This window comes from Kocuria rhizosphaericola (assembly GCF_044462205.1).
Lineage (GTDB): Bacteria > Actinomycetota > Actinomycetes > Actinomycetales > Micrococcaceae > Kocuria > Kocuria rhizosphaericola.
Genome location: NZ_JBISWK010000179.1, coordinates 1 through 24,241 on the forward strand (window position 1 = coordinate 1; position 24,241 = coordinate 24,241).

Annotated in this window: 14 protein-coding genes; 4 read left to right on the forward strand and 10 right to left on the reverse strand. The window is 74.4% G+C overall.

The window, feature by feature from the left end:
* Window positions 1-54: 54 nt before the first annotated feature.
* Window positions 55-1,800: a phospho-sugar mutase gene (locus ACH9D2_RS18080; RefSeq protein ID WP_396364215.1), complete on the forward strand. Its 1,746-nt coding sequence runs from the start codon at window positions 55-57 to the stop codon at window positions 1,798-1,800.
* A 63-nt stretch (window positions 1,801-1,863) separates the two neighbouring features.
* On the opposite strand, the gene ACH9D2_RS18085 is transcribed toward ACH9D2_RS18080, so the two are convergent.
* From ACH9D2_RS18085 to nirD, 3 genes are all read right to left on the reverse strand, one after another.
* On the reverse strand, window positions 1,864-3,159 hold the full coding sequence (locus ACH9D2_RS18085; protein ID WP_396364216.1) for a heparan-alpha-glucosaminide N-acetyltransferase domain-containing protein: 1,296 nt from the start codon (window positions 3,157-3,159) through the stop codon (window positions 1,864-1,866).
* Between the two features lie 196 nt (window positions 3,160-3,355).
* On the reverse strand, window positions 3,356-4,369 hold the full coding sequence (locus ACH9D2_RS18090; protein WP_396364217.1) for a hypothetical protein: 1,014 nt from the start codon (window positions 4,367-4,369) through the stop codon (window positions 3,356-3,358).
* Between the two features lie 48 nt (window positions 4,370-4,417).
* Complete coding sequence (nirD, locus tag ACH9D2_RS18095; RefSeq protein ID WP_396364218.1) at window positions 4,418-4,834, reverse strand: nitrite reductase small subunit NirD; 417 nt, start codon at window positions 4,832-4,834, stop codon at window positions 4,418-4,420.
* Window positions 4,835-5,060: 226 nt separating this feature from the next.
* Here nirD and nirB point away from each other — a divergent pair, with 226 nt between their 5' ends.
* Together nirB and ACH9D2_RS18105 are read left to right on the forward strand one after the other, a co-directional pair.
* The gene (nirB, locus tag ACH9D2_RS18100; RefSeq protein WP_396364219.1) at window positions 5,061-7,679 is read left to right on the forward strand and encodes a nitrite reductase large subunit NirB; all 2,619 of its coding nucleotides are present in this window, start codon (window positions 5,061-5,063) and stop codon (window positions 7,677-7,679) included.
* Between the two features lie 90 nt (window positions 7,680-7,769).
* A complete protein-coding gene (locus ACH9D2_RS18105) occupies window positions 7,770-8,912 on the forward strand; it encodes a uroporphyrinogen-III synthase (RefSeq protein WP_396364220.1) in 1,143 nt (380 codons plus the stop codon).
* On the opposite strand, the gene ACH9D2_RS18110 is transcribed toward ACH9D2_RS18105, so the two are convergent.
* From ACH9D2_RS18110 to ACH9D2_RS18140, 7 genes are all read right to left on the reverse strand, one after another.
* Complete coding sequence (locus tag ACH9D2_RS18110; RefSeq protein ID WP_396364221.1) at window positions 8,894-10,117, reverse strand: heparan-alpha-glucosaminide N-acetyltransferase domain-containing protein; 1,224 nt, start codon at window positions 10,115-10,117, stop codon at window positions 8,894-8,896. The genes ACH9D2_RS18105 and ACH9D2_RS18110 overlap by 19 nt on opposite strands.
* A gap of 176 nt (window positions 10,118-10,293) precedes the next feature.
* Window positions 10,294-11,895: an FAD-dependent oxidoreductase gene (locus ACH9D2_RS18115; RefSeq protein ID WP_396364222.1), complete on the reverse strand. Its 1,602-nt coding sequence runs from the start codon at window positions 11,893-11,895 to the stop codon at window positions 10,294-10,296.
* On the reverse strand, window positions 11,892-14,045 hold the full coding sequence (locus ACH9D2_RS18120; protein WP_396364223.1) for a molybdopterin-dependent oxidoreductase: 2,154 nt from the start codon (window positions 14,043-14,045) through the stop codon (window positions 11,892-11,894). Before ACH9D2_RS18120 ends, ACH9D2_RS18115 begins: the two co-directional genes overlap by 4 nt.
* Window positions 14,046-14,095: 50 nt before the next feature.
* Window positions 14,096-15,502: an MFS transporter gene (locus ACH9D2_RS18125; RefSeq protein ID WP_396364224.1), complete on the reverse strand. Its 1,407-nt coding sequence runs from the start codon at window positions 15,500-15,502 to the stop codon at window positions 14,096-14,098.
* Between the two features lie 309 nt (window positions 15,503-15,811).
* A complete protein-coding gene (locus ACH9D2_RS18130; protein ID WP_396364225.1) occupies window positions 15,812-17,032 on the reverse strand; it encodes a heparan-alpha-glucosaminide N-acetyltransferase domain-containing protein in 1,221 nt (406 codons plus the stop codon).
* On the reverse strand, window positions 17,022-20,960 hold the full coding sequence (locus ACH9D2_RS18135) for a Pls/PosA family non-ribosomal peptide synthetase (RefSeq protein ID WP_396364227.1): 3,939 nt from the start codon (window positions 20,958-20,960) through the stop codon (window positions 17,022-17,024). The genes ACH9D2_RS18130 and ACH9D2_RS18135 overlap by 11 nt, the downstream gene beginning before the upstream one ends.
* 474 nt (window positions 20,961-21,434) lie before the next feature.
* Entirely contained in the window at window positions 21,435-22,463 is a 1,029-nt protein-coding gene (locus ACH9D2_RS18140; RefSeq protein WP_396364226.1) for a hypothetical protein, read from the reverse strand.
* A gap of 199 nt (window positions 22,464-22,662) precedes the next feature.
* On the opposite strand from ACH9D2_RS18140, the gene ACH9D2_RS18145 reads away from it, so the two are divergent.
* A complete protein-coding gene (locus ACH9D2_RS18145; protein ID WP_396364228.1) occupies window positions 22,663-24,117 on the forward strand; it encodes an amino acid permease in 1,455 nt (484 codons plus the stop codon).
* The last annotated feature ends 124 nt before the right edge of the window (window positions 24,118-24,241 follow it).

The window sequence follows — 24,241 nt, forward strand, 5'->3', positions numbered from 1 at the left end:
ACGGAGTCCCGGCCCGGCACTCCGGCGCACCGGACACCTCCAGGAGGCCGCGCCATGACCACCGACTCCCGCACCGATCCGCCGATCCTCGACGCCGCCCGCGCGTGGGGTGCCGCCGACCCGGACCCCGTCACCCGCGCCGAGCTGGCGGGGCTCGTCGAGGCCGCCGAAACCGGCGACGCCGCGGCGCGGGCGGAGCTGGTCGATCGTTTCTCGGGCACCCTCCAGTTCGGCACCGCGGGGCTGCGGGCGGCCATGGGCGCCGGGCCGATGCGGATGAACCGGGTGGTGGTGCTGCGCGCCGCCGCGGGGCTGGCCGCCCACGTCCTGGCCTCGGACGCCGCGGCGGGATCCGCCCGGCGCCCCCGGGCGGTGGTCGGCTACGACGCCCGGCACTCCTCCGACGTCTTCGCCCGGGACACCGCCGCGGTGTTCACGGCCGCCGGGATCGAGACGCTGCTGATGCCCTCGGCGCTGCCCACCCCCGTGCTCGCGTGGGCGGTGCGCGCCCTCGAGGCCGAGGTCGGCGTCATGGTCACGGCCAGCCACAACCCGCCGGCGGACAACGGCTACAAGGTCTACCTCGGCGGCCGGGCCGTGGAGCCCGAGGCCCGCGGCTGCCAGATCGTGGCCCCCCACGACCTGATGATCGCCGAGCGGATCGCGGCCGTCGGCCCCGTCGCGCAGATCCCGCGGGCGCAGGACGGCTGGACCGTGCTGCCCGAGAGCGTCGAGAAGGACTATCTCGACGCCGTCGTCCCCGCCGTGGTCCCCGCCGCAGCGGGCCCCGGGCGGTCCCTGCGGATCGTCCTCACCCCGATGCACGGGGTGGGCGGGCGCACGACGACGGAGGCCCTGCGACGGGCCGGTCTCGCCGACGTCCACGTGGTCCCCGAGCAGGCGCAGCCGGACCCGGAGTTCCCCACCGTCGCGTTCCCCAATCCCGAGGAGCCCGGCGCGCTGGACCTGGCCCTGGCCACCGCCCGCGCCGTGGGCGCCGACCTCGTCCTCGCCAACGACCCCGACGCGGACCGGGTGGCCGTGGCCGTCCCGGTGCCCGGGGCCGGCGGTGCGGGGACGGACTGGCGGATGCTGCGCGGCGACGAGGTCGGCGCGCTGCTCGGCCACGCCGCCGCGGCGCGGTGTGCGGGGCGTGCCGGCGCCGTGCTCGCGAACTCCATCGTCTCCTCCCGCCTGCTCGGGCGGATCGCCGCCGCGGCGGGGATCGCCCACCGTGAGACGCTCACCGGCTTCAAGTGGATCGCCCGCGTCCCGGGACTGGTGTTCGGCTACGAGGAGGCCCTGGGCTACTGCGTGGCGCCGGAGGTGGTCAGGGACAAGGACGGGATCAGCGCGGCCGTGGCCGTGGCGGTGCTCGCCGACGAGCTGCGCGCGCAGGGCCGGACCCTGCCGGACGTCCTCGACGACCTCGCCCTGGCCCACGGGCTGCACGCGACCGACCAGCTGAGCATCCGGGTGGCGGACCTGGGCCGGATCCCGGTCATGACGGCCGCCCTGCGGGACGCCCCTCCGGCCGCGCTGGGCGGCTCCGAGGTCGTCGAGGTCGTGGATCTCGCCGCACCGGGGACCGGGCTGCCGCCCACCGAGGGCCTGCGCCTGCTCACCGCGGACGGCGCCCGGGTGATCGTGCGCCCGTCCGGGACGGAGCCGAAGCTCAAGTGCTATCTCGAGGTGGTCTCCCCGGTGGTCGGCCGGGCCGGGCTGCCCGCCGCCCGGGCCGAGGCCCGGGAACGGCTCGGCCGGATCCGCGCCGAGCTCGAGACCGCGCTGGGACTCTGACCGCGCGGCCGCCCTGGCAGCGCGGCGCTCCGGACGGCGCGGGGGCCCCGACGTCGTCGGCCGCTACGGCCGGTCCGGTCCCCGCGGCGCGGACGAGGAAGGCGTCGGCCGCGCTCCGTCCCCGCCCCGGGCGAGGACCCGGCGGGAGATGGCCCTGGTGGACCGGGTGACCACCTTCTCCAGCGGGCCCTGCCCCAGGGCCCGCCGCCACAGCAGGGCGAACACCGTGAACGCCACGAGCTGCCCCCACGTCCAGACGGAGGGCCCGAGATCGTAGTACTCCGGCCAGAGGATCAGCAGGTGGGCCGTGTAGAGCGTGAACGTCATCGCGCCCGCCGCGGCGATCGGCGCGAGGACCCTGCCGGCCACGCGCTCCAGGAGCAGGCAGACGCCGAGGACGGACAGCGCCAGACCCACGTTGAGCACCAGGAAGACGGGCGTGTTCGAGTGCGGGGCCGGGATCAGCAGCCACCACAGGGTGTCGGTGGGCAACGAGGGGTCCCCGCCGAACACCATCACCTCCTCGATCTCCGACTCGTCCATCCAGGGAGTGCCCCGCACGATTGCCTCGTAGCCGCCGAGCACCTGCAGGGCCAGGACGGAGGCCGACCACACGAGCAGGGCCACGGCGGCCCCGACCGCGGCGAGCAGCGTCTGCACCCTCCGGCTCGTCAGGTCGGTGCGGCCCACGGCCAGGCCGGCCAGCAGGAAAGCCATCCACGGCAGGGCGGGGTAGGTGCCGGTCAGCAGCAGCTGGGACAGGACGGCGCCCGGGTCGACGACCAGGTCCACGAGGCTGGGGTTCTCGTACTCGAGGCCGGGCAGCACGTCGACGGACCACTGCATGAGGAAGGGCGCGACGAGCGCGAAGAGCGCGGCGCACAGCAGCAGGGACCGGGTCCGCAGCCGCAGGAAGGGCACGGCCAGCAGGAAGAGCATCCCGTAGTAGATCAGGATGTTGCTCACCGGCAGATCCAGGAAGCCGAGGAGGAAGCCGACCAGCGCGATCACCCCCGCCCGTCCTGCCAGCGCCCACCGGGACGCCGTCATCCGCCGTCCCGTGCGGGGCGTGCGCCCGCCCGAGGCGAAGGCCAGGCTCACGCCGGCGAGCGTGGCGAACAGCGCGGCCGAGTGGCCGGCGAACAGGGTCCAGGACAGCTGCGCCTCGCCGGTCTGCTCGTCCCACGAGGGGAGCGTGTGCACGGCGACCATGCCGAACAGGGCGAGGCCGCGGGCGGCGTCCACCCCGATGAGGCGCCGCGTGGGCCGGGGAGCTCCGGCGACGTCCTGCCCGGGTCCTCCGGTCAGGACCCCGGTGACGGCGGCCGTCCCGGACGGCGGCGTGCGTTCTTCGGGCATTCGGCTCCCCCATGGATCGATCGGTTCGTGCACCCGGGCCGAGGTCGGCCTCGCCCGCGCCCCCCGGCACGGCGCCCGGTGCCCGCCCGAGCGTCATGGGCGACGGTCTCGGGGCGCACTGGTGCACGCCCTAGCTTACTTCAGCAAACGCCGCGTGGACATCGTCCTGGACATCGTCCTGCTTCTCGTCCCGGGCTCACGCCGGCTCCTCGGCGGAGGTCAGCACGCGGTCGAGGACGCGGGCGTACGGCAGCTCGAAGTGGTCGACGTCCTCCCGCACGCGGATCCGGGTGTGCTCGTAGCCCTGCCGCTCGTACCACCCGTGCCCGTCCCACGCCGCGGACAAGGCGTCGAAGCGTGCCCGGGAGTCCCTCCCGTCGTCCTCCTCCCCCACGTCCCAGCGCAGGCGCAGCTCCCGGAGCTGCTCGCGGGTGGGCTCCGCGGAGGGCGAGTCGGGGGCCTGTCCGCCGCCCATCATGATCGCGCCACCGCCCGGCACGAGGTCGACGTGGTCCGCCAGCAGCTCCTGGCTGATGAACTGGGCCCCGCCGGAGTACCCGGTCAGCCAGGTCCGGGAACGGTCGATGTCGTACTCCGGTTCGAGACGCTCCTCGACGAGCGCCAGGAACCACTGCGCGTTGCTGTCCCGCTCCTCCCACCAGGTGGTCTCCCCCGAACGGTCGGGGGTCCGCGGGACCACCAGCAGCATGTTGTGCTCCCGCGCGACCTCCGCCAGGCAGGAGGCGGTGTACTCGGGGTTCTCGTACTCGAAGGCGCCGTCCCCGTGGAAGTGGTACACGACGCCCACCGGCCGGTCCCAGTCCAGGTCCTCGGCGAAGACGTGGTAGGAGCTCGTGATCCCGTCGTGCTCGAACTCGAGCTGGAAGCGGTCCTGCCGCTCGTCCCCGGGGCCGAACACGCGGGCGTCCAGCACGGCCGCGTCCGTGGGCCCGCCGGGTCCGCGGGCGGTCACCCGGACGCCGTCGAGGCCGTAGCGGGCGCACGAGACGGTCTCGGGAGCCTCGGCCTCCGGGGGCTCGTCGGCCCGGTCGACCAGGACCACCACCGTCGCGACGAACAGGAGCACCAGCGCCAGGGCGCCCGCCGCGAGCAGGCGCAGCCGTCGCCGGGCACGTCGGGACGTCCTGCCGCGGTGGCGGTGCTGCTGCCGCGGCCACCGGAGGCCGCGCCAGGGGTGCTGTCGTGTCACCCGGTCATCTTACGGACGGGCTCCTGGGAGAACGCCGACGACGTGCCGTCAGCCGGGCAGACCGACGCGCACCCGCCCGTTCCGCACCTCGACCGGGTGCACCGGCAGGGCCGGGCCGTCGCCGGTGAGGCACAGCCCCGTCGCGAGGTCGTAGACCTCCTTGTGCAGCGGGGAGGCGATCGTGACGGCCGGGCCGCGGGAGCCGAGGATGCCGCGGGCCATCACGCAGGCCCCGGTGCGCGGGTCGCGGTGGTCGGCCGCCAGCACCGTCGCGGCGTCCACCCGGTAGAGGGCCACCTGACGGCCGGCCACCCGGGCGGCCTCGCCCCACAGGGGTTCGAGGTCCCCCAGGGCGCACACGTCGTGCCACGTGGTCCCGGCGGCACGGGCCGGGGCGTCCGGCGTCGTGATGGTCGCGCCCGTGGTCGTGCCCGTGGTCGCGCTCGGGGTCGGGGTCGTCGTCATGGGGGCCTCCTGCGGCTCGGCGGGTCGTCGTGCTCGACGCTAGGCGGGGCGGATGACGCGCACGCGCCGGGGCCGTTTCGCGCCGGTCAAGGCCTGCTCACACCGGGCGGGCGGACCGGTGAGGACCCCGTAAGGCGACCGGAACGGCGGGGCAACGGCGGGGCAATCCCCCGCTCCTAGTGTCGGAGGCGACGCCCCAGCCCCGCACCAGTTCCCGGAGGTCCCCGTGCCGCGCTCCCCCTTCTCGCCGCAGTCCCCCCAGCACGTCGTCGTGGTCGGGGGCGGGCCCGCCGCCCACCGGTTCGCGGAGGCCGCGCTGTCCGCGCGGGACCACCACGTGCGCCTGACCGTGTTCGCCGACGAGCCGTGGACCCCCTACGACCGCGTCCAGCTGTCCAAGGCGCTGACGGGCCCCGACGGCGCGGTCGACCTGACGCTGGGCGGCGGCACCGTGTGGCGGGACCCGCGGGTGGAGCTCCGCCAGGGCGTGGAGGCCCGGGAGATCGACCCCGCCGCCCGGACGGTCACGGCGGCCGACGGCACCGTGACCGGCTACGACGAGCTCGTCCTGGCCACCGGCTCCGACGCCGCCCGCCTGGACGTCCCCGGCGCCCACCACGCGTTCGTCTTCCGCACCCTCGACGACGTCGCGGGGATCCGCGCCGAGGTCGAGCGGCTGCGCGCCCGCTACGGGCGCACCCCGCGCGGCGTGGTGATCGGCGGGGGCCTGCTGGGCCTCGAGGCCGCGGGCGGGCTCCAGGAGCTCGGCGCGGAGGCCACGGTGGTGCACTCCCGCAGGTGGCTCATGAACGCCCAGCTGGACGAGGGCGCCGGCCGCTCCCTCAACGCCCTCATCTCCGCGCGCGGCGTGCGCCTGCACCTGGGCGAGCGCCCCTCGGGCGTGGGCCTGCGCCAGTCCGACGGCGAGGTGTGCGCCGTCGAGTTCCGGGACTCCGCCGACCTCGAGGCGGACCTCGTGATCGTGGCCACCGGCATCCGGGCCCGGGACCGCCTGGCCTTCAACGCGGGCCTGGAGACCGCCCCGCGCGGCGGCGTGGTGATCGACGAGGCGTGCCGCACCTCCGCCGAGCACGTGTGGGCGATCGGGGAGGTCGCCTCCTGGAACGGGGAGTGCCTCGGGCTCGTGGCGCCGGCGAACACCATGGCGGAGATCGTCGCGGACCGGCTCGCGGGCGGTCGCTCCAGCTTCGACGGCTTCGACACCGCGACCAAGCTCAAGCTCTCCGGCGTGGACGTCGCGTCCTTCGGCGACGCCTACGGCGAGACCGAGGACTGCCTCGAGGTCGTCTACGCGGACCCCGCCCGGGGGATGTACCAGAAGGTCGTGACCACCCAGGACGCGAGGACGCTGCTGGGCGGGGTGTTCGTGGGCGACGCCGAGCCGTACAACTCGCTGCGCCCGCTGCTGGGCCGGGAGCTGCCCGGCGAGCCCGGTGCCTACCTCTCCGCCTCCGGGGGCGACGTCCCGGCCGGGGACCTGCCCGACGACGCCGTCGTCTGCTCCTGCAACAACGTGACGACCGGTGCGGTGCGGGAGCGGATCTCCTGCGGGGTGCACGAGATCGGGGAGCTCAAGACCTGCTCGCGGGCCGGCACGCAGTGCGGGTCCTGTCTCCCGATGCTCAAGAAGACCCTCGACCGGGAGCTGGCGAAAGCCGGCGTGGAGGTCTCGACGGCGCTGTGCGAGCACTTCGAGCTCTCCCGCGCCGGGCTCTTCGAGGCCGTGCGCGCCCTCGACCTGTCCTCGTGGGACGAGGTCGTCGCCCGCTTCGGCACCGGCCTGGGCTGCGACATCTGCAAGCCCGTGGTCGCCTCCGTGCTCGCCTCCCAGCGGGACGAGTACGTGCTCGACGCCGGCCGGGGCGCCCTGCAGGACACCAACGACCGGGCGCTGGCCAACATGCAGAAGGACGGCACCTACTCCGTGGTCCCCCGGGTGCCGGCCGGGGAGATCACCCCCGAGAAGCTCATCGTGCTCGGCGAGGTGGCCCGCAGGCACAGCCTGTACACGAAGATCACCGGGGCCCTGCGGGTGGACATGTTCGGGGCCCGGCTCGAGCAGCTGCCCGAGATCTGGCGGGAGCTCGTGGACGCCGGCTTCGAGTCCGGGCAGGCCTACGGCAAGGCCCTGCGCAACGTGAAGTCCTGCGTGGGCTCCACGTGGTGCCGCTACGGGGTGCAGGACTCCGTGGGCATGGCCGTGCGGCTGGAGCTGCGCTACCGGGGGCTGCGCTCCCCGCACAAGTTCAAGATGGGCGTCTCGGGCTGCGCCCGCGAGTGCGCCGAGGCCCGCGGCAAGGACGTGGGCATCATCTCCACGACCGACGGCTGGAACCTCTACACCGGCGGCAACGGCGGCGCGAACCCCGCCCACGCGCAGCTGCTGGCCCAGGGCCTGGACGACGAGACCCTGGTCCGGTACATCGACCGGTACCTCATGTACTACGTCCGCACCGCCGACCGGATGCAGCGCACGGCCCGGTGGCAGGAGGAACTCGAGGGCGGGATCGACCACGTGCGCGCCGTCGTCGTCGAGGACTCCCTGGGCGTCGGCGAGGAGCTCGAGGCCGCGATGGCGCAGCACGTGGACCGCTACGAGGACGAGTGGGCCGCGACGCTGAAGGACCCCGAGCGGCTGCGCCGCTTCCGCTCCTTCGTCAACGACGCCGCCCCGGACGACTCCCAGGACTACGTGCTCGAGCGCGGCCAGCGCCGGCCCGCGACCGACGCCGAGCGCGCCGCCGCCGAGGCCGGTGACGGCCCCGTGCTGCTGACCGGCCCGCGCATCCCGGTCCGCGAGGGCGCCGCGGCCACCGGGTCCTGATGCGGCCCGCACCGCCCGCGCGGCGCGAGCGGTGCGGAATCGGAAACACGCGGAAACACCGCCGTCACGGGGCCGACCTACGCTCGGCGCATGACCGCTGATCCTTCCGCCCCCGCCCCCGGCGGCCTCGGCGACCGCGGCGCGCTCGGCGAACTGACCGGGTTCCGCGTCGGCGTCACGGCCCACCGCCGCGCCACGGACTTCATCGCGGCCCTGGAGCGCCGCGGCGCGCAGGTGGTGCACGCGCCCGCCCTGATGATCTCCCCCGTGGCCGAGGACACCCGGGTGGTCGAGGACACCCGGGCCCTGCTCGCCCACCGGCCCGGGATCGTCGTGGTGACCACGGCCTACGGGCTGCGCCGGTGGTTCGAGGCCGCCGACGCCGCGGGCCTCGGCGAGGACCTGCGGGACGCCTTCCGGGCCGCGCGGGTCCTCACCCGCGGGGCGAAGGCCCGGGGCCAGGTGCTCTCCCTCGAGCTCGAGGACGCGGAGGCCTCCGAGGACGGACGGACCTCCTCGGTGGTGGACCGGCTCCTGGCCGAGGGAGTGGCCGGGGCCCGCGTGGCCGTACAGCTGCACGGGGTGGCCGACGAGCTCCAGCTGGAGCGCCTCGTGTCCGCCGGGGCGCAGGTGGACACGGTGGCCCCCTACCGGTGGCTCTCCGCCGACGACGGCGAGCGCCTGCCGGCCCTGATCCGCGACGCGTGCGAGCGCCGCCTGGACGTGCTGACCTTCACCGCCGCCCCCGCCGTGGACTCCCTGTTCAGCACCGCCCAGGAGCTGGGCCGCTACGAGGACCTCGTGGACGCCCTGCGCACGGACGTCACGGCCGCGGCCGTGGGACCCGTCTGCGCCGAGCCGCTGCGCGAGGCCGGGGTGGCGCCGCTCGTGCCGGAGCGCTTCCGGCTCGGTGCCCTGGTGCGGGCGGTGTGCACCCACGCGGTCGAGGAGCGCGCCCTCGTGGTGCCCACCCGGCACGGGACGCTGCGGCTGATGAGCACCGGCGCCGCCCTGGCGGGCGGGTTCGTCCCGCTCTCCGACGCCCAGGTCGCGGTGCTGCGGGCGCTCGCGGAGCGCCCCGGGGCGGTGGTCTCCCGCGGGCTGCTGCTGTCCGCAGTGCCGGGCCTGGAGACCGAGCACGCCCTGGAGATGGTGATCTCCCGGCTGCGCAGGATCCTGCCCGCTCCCCTGGTCGCCACCGTGATCAAGCGCGGCTACCGGCTGGAGGTCTGAGCCACGGCCCGGCGGACCGGCTGGACCACCGCTCTCATGGCCCGCTCCAGCGGGCCCGCCCCGAAGGCCCGCTGCCAGGCGAGGGCGAACAGCACGGAGAGCCCCAGGCTCGCGATCAGCCAGAGCACCGGGGCGGTGTAGAACACCTCGAAGGACAGGAACACCAGGTGCGCCGTGTACAGGGTGAGGGTCATCGCGCCGAGGGCCGCCACGGGCTGCAGCCACGCCTCGTGCCGGCGGGCGAGGAGCAGGCAGGCCCCGACGACGGCGAGGCTCACCCCGAGGCTCCACGCCACGGAGAACGGCGTGTTGACGTCCGGGGTGGTGAGCACGAGCCACCACGGCGAGGTGGTCGGCAGCGTCCCCACGGGGCCGTAGACGAGCAGGCTCTCGAGCTGTACCGCGGTGAGGTCCGGGTCGCTGAACAGCAGCCTCGTGTAGACGTCCCCGGCGTAGAGCAGCTGCCGCGAGACGAGCTTCGCGGTGACCGCGAGCGCCGCGCCGACCACGAGCAGCCGGACCTGGACGTCGCGGCGGCGGAGGTTGAGCCGGCCGATGGCCATCCCCGCCAGCACGTAGGCCAGGTAGGGCAGGGCCGGGTAGGTCCCCGTCAGGAGCAGCTGCCCGAGCACCGCGAGCGGTTCGGTGACCAGGGTGGCGAAGGTCGGGTTGTACGAGGAGAACTCCGGCAGCGAGTCCCCCACGAGGTGGAGCAGCACCGGGCCGGCGACCAGGAAGACCGCCGCGCCCAGGAACAGGGCCCGCGGCCCGAGCCCCAGGAACGGCAGGGCGAGCAGGAAGTACACGGCGAAGTAGATCAGGATGTTGTACGCCGGGGGCTCCGGCGGCATGACCAGGCCGATGAGCAGCCCGAGGAGCAGGAGCAGCAGCGCGCGCACCACGATGCCCGCCCGGGCGGCCGTCATCTCGCGGCCCCGGAACGGCCGGCGGCCGCCGGAGGTGAGCGCCAGCCCCGTGCCGGCCAGCAGGGTGAACAGGGCCGGGGAGTCGCCGGGGAACAGGATCCAGGTCACGGTGGGCCGGCCCGTGGCGGCGTAGGACATGGGCAGGATGTGCACGCACATGATGGCGATCAGCGCCAGCCCGCGGGCGGCGTCGAGGCCCACCGAGCGCCTGGTGGTGCGCCGGGCGGCACGGCCGTTGCCGCCCGCCGCGGGCGGGTCCTCGGTGGTGCGCTCCCTCATGGATGGTCGTCCTGTTCGTCGGGTCCGGCCCTCGGAGTCGGGCTGCGGAGTCGGGCCGCGGGCGCGACCATCTTCGCACCCCGCGGCATCCCGGCCAACCGGGACGGGCCGGCCGCGCTGTCCACCCTTGTGCGATCGCACACTGCAGGGGGCCGGGCTCCCGCCGCCGGTCCCCGTCACACCGCGGCGGCGTGCTCCTCGACGAGTCGGCGCACGGCGTCCTTGCAGCCCCCGCAGCCGGTCGAGGCGCGGGTGGCGCAGCCGACCTCCTCGACCGTGGCGGCGCCCATCCCCACGGCCTCGGAGATCCGGCCCCTCGTGACGCCGGCGCAGTGGCAGACCGTCGACTCGGGCGTCAGCCGGGCCTCCTGCTGCGCCCCGGCGTCCGGGCCGTCGGGGCGCAGCAGGACGCTCGGGTCCGCGGGCACGGGCTCGCCGCGGTCGTGCAGCAGCCCGATCCCTGCCGCGGAGCGGGGCAGGCCGAGCACGATGTAGCCCTCGAGCGTGCGGTCCGCCCGCAGCACGAGCTTGGCGTAGGTGCCGGCGGCGCCGTCCGCCCACTGCACCACGGTCCCGCCGTCCGGGCGGGGTTCCCAGGGCAGTCCCCCGACCGTCCCGGCGCAGGCGAGCTCCACCTGGTGGGCCTTGAGCCGCACCGCGCCGGCGGTCCCGGTGGTCAGGGGCGCGAGCACCGCCGTCCCGCCCTCGGCCACGGCGTCCAGCTCCGCGCGGAAGCGGGCGGCCAGCCACTCCGCCTGCCGCCAGCCGGGGCCCACGAGACCGGACGGGCCCATGCCCTCCCGCCCGGGGCAGACCCGGCAGGACGGGTCCCTGCACAGCACCTCGGCGCAGTCACCGACCGCGAACACCCGCTGCTCGACGTCGGCCTCGAGCTCGTGGTCGACCACGATCCCGCGGGCCGTGCGCAGCCCGGCGCCCTCGGCGAGCTCCGTGCGCGCCGTGACGCCGACCGACAGCAGCAGCAGCTCGCCCGGCACGGTCCGGCCGTCCTCGAGGACGAGCCCGCGGAAGGACCGGTCCTCGTCGAGGAGGACCTCGCGCGCCGGGGTCCCGGAGACCACCTCCACGCCGGCGTCCGCGAGGGCGCGGCCCAGCAGCGCGCCGGCGGGGGCGTCGAGGGAGCGGGTCAGCACCCACGGGGCGTGGTGGACCACGGTCACCGGGCAGCCGGCCTCGCTCGCCGCGAGCGCGGCCTCGAGCCCGAGCACGCCGCCGCCCAGGACCACCACCCGGCCCCGCCGTTCGACGACGGCGCGCACGGTCCGGGCGTCGCGCAGGTCCCGCAGCGCGGTGACCCCGGCGGGCAGGTGCTCGTAGGCGCCGGGGTCCGGGTTGATCCCGCGCAGCACGGGGAGGTTCGGGCGGGCCCCGGTGGCGAGCACGAGGCGGTCGTAGCCGAGCTCCCGGGACCCGCCGGTCCGCCCGTCGGTGAGGTGCAGGAGCCGGCGGGACCGGTCGATCCGGGTCACCTCCGTGCCGAGCAGGACCTCGACCCCGGCCCCGGCGAGGGCCCCGGGGTCGGACAGGCCCATCGTGGCGAGCTCGGCGCGGCCCATCGCGTGCTCGCCCACGAGCACCCGGTTGTAGGCCGGGTCGGTCTCCCCGCCGATCACGGTGAGGCGGATCGTGCCCGCGGCGGCGAGGTCGGTGACGTCGTCGACGAACCGTGCGGCCACGGGGCCGAAGCCGATCACGACCACGTGCTCGCCGGGCCGCATGGGGGTGCCCGTCGAGCGGGTGGGACGGTGCGGGGTCATCGGGTCGTCTCCTCGGCGGCGAGCGCCCGGACGGTGACGGAGCCCGCCTTGAACTCGGGCATGGACGAGACCGGGTCCACGGCCGCAGCGGACACGAGCCGGTTGGCGGTCTGCGTCCCGGCGTAGTGGAAGGGCAGGAACACCGTGTCGGGGCGGATGTCGGCGCTCAGCTCGGCGCGGGCCACGGCGCGGCCGCGGGCGCTGGTCAGCTCCACCGCGGCGCCGTCGCGGATGCCGAGCGCGGCCGCGGTCGCGGGGTGGATCTGCAGCCCGGCCTCGGGCCGGGCCTCGCGCAGGGAGGGCACGCGGCGGGTCTGGTTGCCGGACTGGTAGTGCTCCAGGTACCGGCCGGTGGTCAGTGTCAGGGTGCCGGGCCGGTGCAGCGGCTCCCGGCGGTGCGCCCGCGGGCTCGGGTCCACGGCCCGGCCGGCGGCGCGCGGGCGGACCGGGACGAGCACGGCCCGCCCGTCGGGGTGGCCGAAGCGGTCGAGGAAGACGCGGGGCGTGCCCGTGGCCGCCCCGGCGGGATGCGGCCACCAGCAGGCCTCGTCCGCGTCCAGGGCGGCCCACCCGATTCCCGAGTAGTCGGCCTTCCCGCCGGCGGAGGCCCGGCGCAGCTCCTCGAAGACCTCCTGCGGCTCGGGGCTGAACGTCCCCGGGGCCCCGAGCCGGCGGGCCAGCTCGGCCATGATCCACAGCTCGTTCCGGGCCCCGGGCGGCGGATCGACCGCGCGGCGGCGGCGCAGCACCCGGCCCTCGAGGTTCGTCATGGTGCCCTCCTCCTCGGCCCACTGCAGCACCGGCAGCACCAGGTCGGCGAACTCGGCGGTCCCGGAGAAGAAGAAGTCGCAGACCACCAGGAAGTCCAGCGCCTGCAGCCCGCGGACCACGGCGTCCGTGTCCGGGGCGCCGATCACCACGTCGGAGCCGTTGACCCACAGGCAGCGCACGCCGTGCTCGGTGCCGAGGGTGGTCAGCAGCTCCACGGCCGGGATGCCGGGGCCGGGCAGGTGCTCCGGGTCCACGCCCCACACGCCGGCCACGTGCGCGCGGGCGGCGGGGTCCGTGATGCTGCGGTAGCCGGGCAGCTGGTCGGCCTTCTGGCCGTGCTCACGCCCGCCCTGCCCGTTGCCCTGCCCGGTCAGGGTGCCCCAGCCGGAGCCCTCGCGGCCGGGCAGGCCGAGGAGCAGGGCCAGGTTGATCGCGGCGGTCGCCGTGTCCGTGCCGTCGACGTGCTGCTCCACCCCGCGCCCGGTCAGGACGTAGGTCCCCCGCCGCTCGCGCGCCAGAAGGCGGGCGGCGCGGCGGATCCGCTGCGCCGGGACGCCGGTGACCTGCTCGACCCGCTCGGGCCACCACGCGCTGACGCTCGGTAGGAAGGACTCGAGCCCGGTGGTGCGCCGCTGCAGGTACGCCCGGTCGGCGAGTCCCTCGTGCAGGACCACGTGGGCCAGGCCCAGCAGCAGCACCAGGTCGGAGCCGGGGGTGGGCTGCAGGTGCAGTCCGCCGTCGTCGTCGGTCATCCGGGCCGTGGCGGAACGGCGGGGGTCGACGACGACGAGGCCCCCGTGCCGGCGGGCGTGCTGCAGGTGCTGGACGAACGGGGGCATGGTCTCGGCGGGGTTCGTGCCCAGCAGCAGCACGGTGTGGGCGTCGTCGAGGTCCGTCACGGGGAACGGCAGGCCCCGGTCCATGCCGAGCGAGCGGTTGGCCGCGGCCGCGGCGGAGGACATGCAGAACCGGCCGTTGTAGTCGATCCGTGAGGTCCGCAGGGCCACGCGCGCGAACTTCCCCAGCTGGTAGGCCTTCTCGTTGGTCAGCGACCCGCCGCCGAAGACGCCGACGCCGTCGGGGCCGTACCGCTCCTGGGCCGCCCGGAACTCTCCGGCCATCCGGTCCAGGGCCGTCTCCCAGGACACCTCCTGGAAGACCCCGTCCGCCCCGCGCAGCAGCGGCGCGGTGAGCCGCGAGGGGTCGGCGAGCAGCTCCGCCGAGGTCCACCCCTTCCGGCACATCCCGCCCCGGCTGGTGGGGAACTGCCGTGCGGCGACCTCGGGGAAGCCCTGTTCCGCGGCGGTCTCCGATCCGGGGTCGAGGGTCATGGCGCACTGCAGGGCGCAGTACGGGCAGTGGGTGGCCGTGGTGCTCATGCGGGCGGCTCCTGCGAGGGGATCGGCGGGACGGGATCGGTGGTGCCGGCTCAGATGTGGCTGTCGCCCATCTCGGTGCCCCTGCGCAGGTAGCAGAACCAGGTCACGCCGAGGGCCACCAGGTAGAACGCCACGAAGCCGTGGAACGCCGCGCTGTAGGCGCCCGTGGTGCTGTTGGAGAGGTTCAGGGCCTGCGGGATCATGAAGCCGCCGTACGCGCCGACCGCTCCGATCAGGCCCAGCGCGGCCGAGGCCCGGCGCTCGGTGGACACGGCGACGTCCTGCTGCTGCCGCAGCCCCAGCACCCGGTAGATCGAGGGGATCATCCGGTACGTGGAGCCGTTGCCCATGCCGGCCGCGGTGAAGAGCAGCAGGAACAGGCCGAGGAACAGCCAGAAGTTCGCCAGCGGCAGGGTCAGCACCACGGCGAGCGCGAGCAGCGCCATCACCGCGAACACCGCGACCGTCATCGGGGCGCCGCCGAAGCGGTCCGCGAGCCGGCCGCCCCAGGGGCGGGAGACCGAGCCGACCAACGGGCCGAGGAACGCCAGGGAGAGCGCCGCGGCGCCCACGCCGATGGACGAGAACTCCGGGAACGTGTCCGCGATGAGCTTGGGGAACACGCTGGAGAAGCCGATGAAGGAGCCGAACGTGCCCACGTAGAGGAAGGACATGACCCAGAAGTGGGGCTCCCGGACCGTGGCCAGGGACCCCGCGACGTCCCCCTTGGCGTGGGAGAGGTTGTGCATGTGCTTCCGGGCGCCCCACGCGGCGACCAGGATGAACGGCACCCAGATCCACCCGGCGAGCGGGAGGTCGAGGGCGCCGGCGGCCAGGGCGGTGACCGCGATCGGGACGAGCAGCTGGGCCACGGCCGTGCCGAGGTTGCCGCCGGCCGCGTTGAGCCCCAGCGCGTACCCCTTCTCCCGCACGGGGTAGAAGTAGGTGATGTTGGCCATCGAGGAGGCGAAGTTGCCGCCGCCGAAGCCGGCCGTGGCCGCCAGCAGCAGCATGACCCCGAACGGGGTGCCCGGATCCGCGACCGCCATTGCCAGGCCCACGGTGGGGACCAGCAGCAGCAGGGCCGAGATCACGGTCCAGTTCCGGCCGCCGAACCGGCCGACCATGAAGGTGTACGGGATGCGCAGCGTGGCGCCCACCAGGGACGGGATGGAGATCAGCCAGAAGATCTGGGAGTCGCTGAAGGCGAAGCCCGCCGCCGGCAGGTAGATGACGGTGATGGCCCACAGCTGCCAGACGGCGAAGCCGAGGAACTCCGCGACGACGGACCACTTCAGGTTGGTGCGGGCGATCGGGCGGCCGGTGCTCTCCCAGAACACGGGGTCCTCGGGGCGGTAGCCGTCCAGCCAGCGACCGGGCCGCTCGCGCAGGGCGAGCGGCGGCGTCGGCGTGCGTGCCTGCGTGGTGGCCGGGTCGGGATGCAGTTCTGAGCTCACGGGTGACCTCCTGGGCGAGCGGGGCGGAGCACGGCGGCGTGCGATGCTCCCACGCTAGGAACCCCGTGTTTCCGTCCCCGGCGGAAGGAGTAACGCCCCGGTGCACTTCCACTCACACGGCGGCGGTGGCCCTGTGAGGCCGCCGGCTCCCCCGCCCTCCTCGCCGCGCCGAGCCCCCGGTCACCGGCGCCCCTCGGGCGCCGAGTCCCCCAACCACCGGGGCCCACTGACGCCGAGTCCCCAACCCGGTGCCAAATCCCCACGCATCCACGTGGGCAAATGCCACCGGCCTGGGGACTCGGCGTCAGGTCAGCGCTCGGCCACCGTCCGGGAGATGCCTTTAGAGGTGCGGGCCACCAGCTTCTCGAGCGGGCCCTGACCCACGGCGCGCTGCCACGCCACGGCGATCAGGCCGAACGCGGCCACCTGCATCCAGAACCAGAACCCCGGGTGGAGGTCGTAGACCCCCGTGGCGAGGAACAGCAGGTGCAGGGTGTAGAGCGTGAACGTCATGGACCCGGCGGCCGCCAGGGGCGTGAGCGCCTTGCCGATCAGCCGGGCCAGGAGCAGGAACGCCCCGAGCGCGAACGCGGCCATGCCGAGGCTCAGGAGCAGCGCCACAGGCGTGTTGCTGTGCGGGGCGGGCACCATGAGCCACCACAGCGTGGTGGTCGGCAGGGACGGGTCCGGGCCGAAGACGAGGATCGCGTCGATCTGCTCCTCGGACAGCCACGGGGTGGCCTCCCAGATCCGGTCGTAGACCCCGAGGACCAGCAGCGCCACCATGGACACCGTCCAGGAGAGCAGGGCCAGCGCCGCGCCGGCGCCCAGGAGCCACAGCTGCACCCGCCGGCTCGTGAGGTTCATCCGGCCCAGGGCGATGCCCGCGCACAGGTAGGCCATGTACGGCAGGGCCGGGTAGGTGCCGGTCAGCAGCAGCTGGGAGAGGACGGTGACGGGCTCCGTGACCAGGTTCCACAGCGTGGGGTTGCTGTGGACGTGGGCGGGCAGGACGTCCAGGGACCACTGCATCAGGAACGGGGCCAGCACGGTGAACGCCGCCGCGCTGATCAGCAGGTGGCGGATGCGCAGCCCCAGGAACGGGATGGCGAGCAGGAAGAACATCCCGTAGTAGATGAGGATGTTGTTCACCGGCGGGGCCACGAAGCCAACGAGGAACCCGACGAGGGCGATCACCGCGGCGCGGCCCACCAGCCCCGCCCGGTCCCCGGTCAGGCGCCGGCCCGTGTGCGGGGTGCGGCCGCCGGAGAGGAACGCGAGGCTCACCCCGGCGAGCATGGCGAAGAGGGCGGCCGAGTGCCCGGCGAACAGGGACCAGCTCAAGGAGGCGCGCTCGTTCTCCGCGTCCCAGTAGGGCAGGGTGTGCACCGCGACCATCCCGAGCAGGGCGAAGCCCCGGGCGGCGTCCACGCCGACCAGCCGGCGCCGGGTGCGCTTCCCGGAGGCGCCGGGAACGTTGAGCACCGCGTTGCCCCCGCCACGCGTGGCGGCCGCGTGCTCAGCGCTCACGGGTCGTTCCTCCGGCGGGCACGGTCTCGAGGACGTCGGCGTGCAGCGGGCGGATCGGGTTGCCGCCCCAGGTGCTGCCGGCGGGCACGGTCTCCTGGGCCATGACCAGGGAGCCGGGGCCCACGGTGGCGCCGGCCTCCACGGTGCTGCCGGGCAGGACGAAGCTGTTGGGCCCCAGGGTGGAGCCCGCCTCCATCGACACGGGCTGCAGCCGCATGATGCGGTCGTGGAAGAGGTGGGTCTGGAGCACGGTGCCGCGGTTGACGGACACGCCCCGGCCCAGGTGCACGAGGTCGAACTCCGGCAGCCACCAGGTCTCGCACCACACGCCGCGCTCGATCCGGGCGCCCATCAGCCGGGCCCAGACGTTGAACACCGGGGAGCCGACGGCCAGCCGGATCAGACCGGGCACGGCCAGGGACTCCGCGAAGGTGTCGGCGAGCTCGTTGCGCCACACGAAGGAGCTGAACAGCGGGCGCTCGCCCTCGCGGAAGCGGCCCATCAGGGCCCACTTGACCAGCACGGGGATCAGGGCGGCCACCACGCCGGCGGCGAGCACCACGGGCGTGGCCCACAGCAGCGCCGAGACGATGCCGTCGAGGCCTCCCCCGGCCTGCATGTAGATCGTGGTGAGCACGAACACGATCGCGAGGTCCAGCCACGCGGTGACCATGAACGGCAGGGCGCGCAGCGACTCGACGAGCGTGCGGGCCACGACCAGCCGGCGGCGCGGCCGGTAGGTGACGGCCTCGTCCGCCGCGTCGGTGACGCGGCTGATCGGCTCGGGCATCCGGCCCAGCCAGGACGTGCCGCGCTCGGCGTCCGCCGGGGCGGAGGACAGCACCGCGACCAGGGAGTCCTCGGGGACGTCCCGGTCCGGTCCCACGATCGCGGAGTTGCCCACGAAGGATCGCTCCCCCACGGTCGAGGGGCCCACGTGGATCCAGCCGAAGCCGATGCGGGCGGAGCTGACCATCGAGTGGTCGGCCATGAAGGAGCCGGACTCGAAGGTGGTGAGGTGCGGCAGGGTCTCCACGGTGGAGATCTCCACCTGGTCGCCCACCCGGGCGCCCAGCAGCCGCAGGAAGAACGGCGTGGCGATGGAGGCGTAGACGGGGTAGGTGGAGACGAGGCTCTTCTGCAGCAGCACGCCCGTGAGCCACACGGCCCAGCCCACGGTCCCGTCGGCGGGGTGGTGGCCGGGACGGATCAGCAGGGCGAGCGCCCGCACGATCAGCACGAGCACGGCGAGGTAGACGAGCACCGTGAGCACGGCGAAGACGGGAACCCACAGGGCCATGACGGGGAAGACGAGCTCGTAGAGCTCGATCCCGCGGACCTGGCTGTAGACGATCAGCGCGCCGGGGACCACGGCCAGCACGGGCAGGAGCCCGACCGTGCCGAGGCCCAGCGCGTACAGCAGCCCGGTCAGGAACCGGTTGCTGCGGCCGGGGCCCCACTCGAGCCAGGACTCACCGGCGGCGCCGAGGTCCACGAGCGGGGAGCCGCCCTGCAGGCGGCCGGCGGGGACGGTGCCGGTGACGTGGGAGCCGGGGTCGACCTCCGCGCCGGTCCCGACGACCGCGCCCGGGCTCAGGAGCGTGCGGGTGCCGACACGGGCGTTCTCGCCGACGGTCACGCCGTCGAGGTGGAAGACGTCCCCCTCGAGCCAGTAGCCGGAGAGGTCCACCTCGTGCTCGACGGCGGCGCCGTCGCCGATGCGGGCCATGCCGCTCACGGGAGGCATCGTGTCGAGGTGGGTGTGCTGTCCCACCCGGTTGCCGAGCAGCCGGAAGAACAGCACCATCACGGGGGTGCCCATGAGGGGCTCGAACTTGTTGAGGATCAGGATCCGCTCGGCCATCCAGACCCGCAGGTGGGTCCAGGAGCCGCGGGCGTGGGCGCCGGGGCGCAGCCGGAAGGTCAGCAGCCGGATGAACAGCGCGGTGAGCAGCAGCCGGCCGGGCAGGGCGAAGAGCACGAGCCAGCCGACCACCAGCGGCAGCAGCGGCGGGTTCGGGACCCAGCCCGCGCCCAGCACGTTGAAGAGCAGCCAGACGACGATCGCGGCGCCGACCACGTAGCGCAGGCCCGAGACGGCGTAGAGGCCCACGAGGAAGGGGACCTGCACGAGGCCGTTCCAGCGCGGGACGTCCGCCACCCGGCGGGACCGCGCGGCGTCCTGGGCGACGACGTCGACGCGCGCCAGCGTGGTCAGGTACTCGTGCATCCCGGCGAGCGTGGGGTTCCGGTAGATCTCGGCGATCGCGGCGTCCGGGTAGGTGCGGCGGATCTCGGAGACGAGCTTGGCCACGGCCACGGACGTGCCGCCGAGGACGAAGAAGTCGCTGTCCTCGTCGATGGGCAGGGGGCCGAGCTGGTCCGCCCACAGGGCGGCGAGCCACTCGAGCTCGGCGTCGATCTGCGAGGCCTCCGTGGCGGCACCGGCGGAGGGCAGCGGCCAGGGCAGGGCCTTGCGGTCCACCTTGCCGGAGGTCTTGAGGGGCAGCTCGTCCATCAGGGTCAGCGCGGGCACCATCTGGCCCGGCAGCCGGTCGGCGAGCAGGCGGCGGGCGACCTGGAGGTCCACCGAGCCGGGGGCCTCGGCCACGAGGTAGCCCACGAGGACCTGGTTGCCGGCCGGGGTGGTGTGCACGGCGGCGGCGCCGGCCTGCACGCCGGGCAGCCGGGACATCTGCTCGTCGATCTCGCCCATCTCGACGCGCCGGCCCGAGATCTTGACCTGGTCGTCGGCGCGGCCCACGAAGACGATGCCCTCGGGGTCGGCGCGCACGAGGTCCCCAGAGCGGTAGGCCCGCTCCCAGCCGAGGGAGTCCATGGGCGCGAACTTCTCGGCGTCCTTGGCCGGGTCCAGGTAGCGGCCCAGTCCCACGCCGCCGATGATCAGCTGGCCCTCCTCGCCCCAGCGCACGGGGTTGCCGGAGGTGTCGACGACGGCCAGCTCCCACCCGGGCAGCGGCAGGCCGATGCGCACGGGCGGTTCGCCGGTGAGCACGGCGCCGGTCGCGATGACCGTGGCCTCGGTGGGGCCGTAGGTGTTCCAGACCTCGCGGCCGGGGTGCACGAGGCGGGCGGCGAGCTCGTTGGGGCACGCCTCCCCGCCGAAGATGAGCAGGCGGATGCGGCTCAGCGCCTCGGCCGGCCACATCGACGCGAGCGTCGGCACCGTGGAGACGGCGGTGATGTCCCGCTCGACGAGCCACGGCCCGAGGTCGGTGCCCGAGCGCACGACGGCGCGCGGGGCCGGGACCAGGGCGGCGCCGGAGCGCCAGGCCAGCCACATCTCCTCGCAGGAGGCGTCGAAGGCCACCGAGAGCCCGGCCATCACGCGGTCGCCCGGGCCCAGCGGGCGCTTGGGCAGGTAGAGCTCGGCCTCGGCGTCCACGAGCGCGGCGGCCGAGCGGTGGCTGATCGCCACGCCCTTCGGCTTGCCGGTGGACCCGGAGGTGAAGATGATCCAGGCGTCGTCGCCCGTGCCGGGCTGCCGGCAGTCCGCGCCCGCTCGGACGCCGCTGCGCGGCCGGAGGGTCAGGTCGGCGCCGTAGACGGCGCAGACCGCAGCCTCCTCCCAGACCGTGCTCGCCCGCTCGTCGGGGTCGTCGAAGTCGACCGGGACGTAGGAGGCCCCGGCGAAGATCGTGCCGAGGACGGCCACGTAGAGGTCCACGGTGCCGGAGGGCACGCGGATGCCCACGCGGTCCCCGCGGCCGATGTCGAGGTCCCACAGGCGCTGGGCCTGGGCCTCGACGCGCTCGAGGAACTCGGCGTAGCTGAGCACGGTGGTCCCGTCGTCGACGGCCACCGCGTCCGGGTGGCGCGAGACCGTGTCCATGACGATGTCCACGAGCGTGCGCGGTGCGGGCGCGGACGAGACGGGGAAGACGGCGCGGCCCGGGACCTGCGGCATGGGCTGCGTGTGCAGGGCGCGGTCGAGGACGTCACCGCCCTCGGCCGGTTCCTGCTCCGCGTACCGGTCCTCGAGCAGGTGCCGTCCGCCTCCCTGGCGGGTCGAGCCGCTGCGCGTGGTTGGGCGCACTGTCATTGATTCCCCCATCGACTTTTCCGCCGCTGCGGATCTGCGCAACGGCCGGTGCCGGCGGGAGAGATGGGCTCAGGGACCGGACGGACCGGTTGGAAGGCTCCCTGGAAGCACGCGCGGATCAGCGCGGTACCGGCAGTGATCGTTCGGCCTCGATGCCCCCGGCATCGGCCTGCCCCCTGAACCGGCTCCCCTGCCAGCTCTGCTTACTGCACCGTACGGTCGGTGCTGTTGCATATGCAAGCCGAGAGGCAGCCCGTGGTCCGTTCCCGGTGCGCTGCCTCCCCCGCTGCGCCCCGGCAATCCGCGGATCCCCCGCTGACCAGGGACGACGACGAGATATCAGTCACGTCCCCCTGCCGCGGCCTCCGTCGAGAGCTCCGTCGGGGGCTCCTCCGGGCGCGCGGCCGACCGCTCCCCGGCGGTCATCGCCGCGTCGAGCACCCGGGCCTCGGGCAGCTCGAAGTGGTCCACGCCCTCGCGGTAGCGCACGCTGGTCCGCTCGTAGCCGGCGTCCTCGTACCAGGCGTGCCCGGCGGCCGCCGCGGAGAGCGCGTCGAACGGCGCCCAGGGGTCGGTGCCGTCGTCCTCGAGGCCCACGTCCCAGTGCAGGACCAGTTGCTCGAGCTGCTCGTCCGTCGGCTCCGAGGACCCGGAGGACGGCGCCCCGCCGCCGCCGGAGAGCACTGCGCCGCCGCCCTGCAGGAAGTCCGCGCGGTCGGCCAGCAGCTCGTAGCTGATGAACTCGGCGCCGCCGGAGTAGCCGTGCAGCCACGTGCGGGAGCGGTCGAGGTCGTACTCGGCGAAGATCTCCTGCTCGGCCAGGGCCAGGAACCACTCGGCGTTGCCGTCGAGGTCCTCCCACCAGGTGGGCTCGCCCTGCCGGTCGGGGGTGCGGGGCGCCACGAGCACCGCGTTGTGCGAGCGTGCGACCTCCGCGAGGCACGAGACCTTGTGCTGCGGGTGGTAGTACTCGTAGGCCCCGTCCCCGTGCAGCCGGAAGACGACGCCGACCGGCTCGCCCCAGTCGATGCCGTCGGCGAAGACGTGGTAGCTGCTGGTCGTGCCGTCGTGCTCGAAGGCGACGTCGAGCCGGTCGGAGGGGCCCTCCGTCCAGCGCAGGCCGCCGGAGCGCACCGGGCCGTCGTGGAGCGGGCCGATCCCGCCGCGCGGGGCGATGCGCACGTCCTCGAGGCCGTAGGGGGCGCAGGAGACCTGCTCCTCGGGCGCCGGGGCCGGCTGCCACACCCAGCGGCCGGCGAGCGTCGCGGCGACCAGGGCCAGGAGGACCCCGGTGAGAATGGCCACATCGAGGAACCGGCGGGAACCGCGGCGCGGCGCGGCCCCGCCCGGTCCCGTCTGCGTTTTCACCCGTTCATCCTAGGGGGAGGCGCCGTGCGCGGCCCGCCCCCGATTTTTGGGTTCGCAACGTCTCCCCCATAATCGGCCAGGACCGTTCGGGGGGACGGCGCCCCCCACTTCCTCCTTCCGTGGTCCGTCCACCCACCAGAGGAGAAGATTCCGCGTGAGCATCACCGCACGCCCCCGGGCCGAGCACAGCGCTCCTGAGATCCAGGAGCAGCTGCCTTCCCGGGACGGGCTGCGCCGCAGCCTCAAGCCCCGGCACCTGACCATGATCGCGATGGGCGGGGCCATCGGCACCGGGCTGTTCGTGGCCTCGGGCAACACCATCGCCACCGCCGGCCCCGGCGGGGCGCTGCTGGCCTACGTGGTCATCGGCTTCATGGTGTTCCTGCTCATGCAGTCCCTGGGCGAGATGGCCACCTACCTGCCCGTCTCCGGGGCCTTCGAGGAGTACTCCACCCGCTTCGTGAGCCCCTCCTTCGGCTTCGCCATCGGCTGGAACTACTGGTACAACTGGGCGATCACCGTCGCCGCCGAACTCGTCGCCGCGGCCCTGATCATGCGCTACTGGTTCCCCGAGACCCCTTCCTGGATCTGGTCCGGGACCTTCCTGGCGATCCTCTTCGCCCTCAACGCACTCAGCGCCCGCGCCTACGGCGAGAGCGAGTTCTGGTTCTCCCTCATCAAGGTCGTCACCATCGTGGTCTTCCTCGTCCTGGGGATCCTGATGATCGTCGGGATCCTGGGCGGGCAGTCGCCGGGCTTCGAGAACTGGACCACCGGGGAAGCGCCCTTCGTGGGCGGCGGGGCCGGGATCCTGGCGATCTTCATGGTCGCCGGCTTCTCCTTCCAGGGCACCGAGCTCGTCGGGGTCGCCGCCGGTGAGGCCGAGGACCCCGAGCGCAACGTGCCCCGGGCCATCCGCACCGTGTTCGTGCGGATCCTGCTCTTCTACGTCGGGGCGATCACCGTGATCGGCTTCCTCATCCCCCACACCAGCCCCCAGCTGCTGGGCAGCGGGGTCCAGGACATCTCCATCTCCCCCTTCACCCTGGTCTTCGAGAACGCCGGGGTGCTCGCGGCGGCCTCGGTGATGAACGCGGTGATCCTCACCGCGATCCTCTCCGCGGGCAACTCCGGGCTCTACGCCTCCACCCGCATGCTCTGGGCCCTGGCCGAGGGCGGCAAGGCCCCGCGCTTCCTGGCCAAGGTCAACCGCCGCGGGGTGCCCATGAACGCCCTGATCGCCACCACCGTGGTCGGCGCAGCCTGCTTCCTCACCACCTTCATCGGCGACGGGGACGCCTACGTGTGGCTGGTCAGCGCCTCGGGCCTGGCCGGGTTCATCGTGTGGATGGGCATCGCCTGGAGCCACTACCGCTTCCGCAAGGCCTACACCACCCAGGGCCACGACCTCGCCGACCTGCCCTACCGGGCCCGGTTCTTCCCGCTGGGCCCGGTGGTCGCCCTGGGGCTGTGCGCCGTGGTGATCCTCGGGCAGAACTACCAGGCCTTCCTCGGGGACCTGGACCTGACCGCCGCGCTGAGCGCCTACATCGGCCTGCCGCTGTTCCTGGCCCTGTGGGCCGGACACCGGCTCCTCACGGGCAGCCGCATGGTCCGCTACGAGGACGCCGACCTCACCCGCGCCCACGACTGACCGCACACGACCCTCCACCCACCGAGCCCCCAGCTTGCGGGCACCCCTGCCGCCGAACCCCCACCCGCCGGGCGGCCCCGCCGCCGAGCCCCCACGCCCCGGCCGGTGCTGCCGCCGAGCCCCC

Bases quoted from the DNA above. Each gene is read 5' to 3' on its own strand.
- ACH9D2_RS18080 (WP_396364215.1), top strand. From the start codon at position 55: ATGACCACCGACTCCCGCACCGATCCGCCGATCCTCGACGCCGCCCGC.
- ACH9D2_RS18085 (WP_396364216.1), bottom strand. From the start codon at position 3,159: ATGCCCGAAGAACGCACGCCGCCGTCCGGGACGGCCGCCGTCACCGGG.
- nirD (WP_396364218.1), bottom strand. From the start codon at position 4,834: ATGACGACGACCCCGACCCCGAGCGCGACCACGGGCACGACCACGGGC.
- ACH9D2_RS18105 (WP_396364220.1), top strand. From the start codon at position 7,770: ATGACCGCTGATCCTTCCGCCCCCGCCCCCGGCGGCCTCGGCGACCGC.
- ACH9D2_RS18110 (WP_396364221.1), bottom strand. From the start codon at position 10,117: ATGAGGGAGCGCACCACCGAGGACCCGCCCGCGGCGGGCGGCAACGGC.
- ACH9D2_RS18115 (WP_396364222.1), bottom strand. From the start codon at position 11,895: ATGACCCCGCACCGTCCCACCCGCTCGACGGGCACCCCCATGCGGCCC.
- ACH9D2_RS18120 (WP_396364223.1), bottom strand. From the start codon at position 14,045: ATGAGCACCACGGCCACCCACTGCCCGTACTGCGCCCTGCAGTGCGCC.
- ACH9D2_RS18135 (WP_396364227.1), bottom strand. From the start codon at position 20,960: ATGCCGCAGGTCCCGGGCCGCGCCGTCTTCCCCGTCTCGTCCGCGCCC.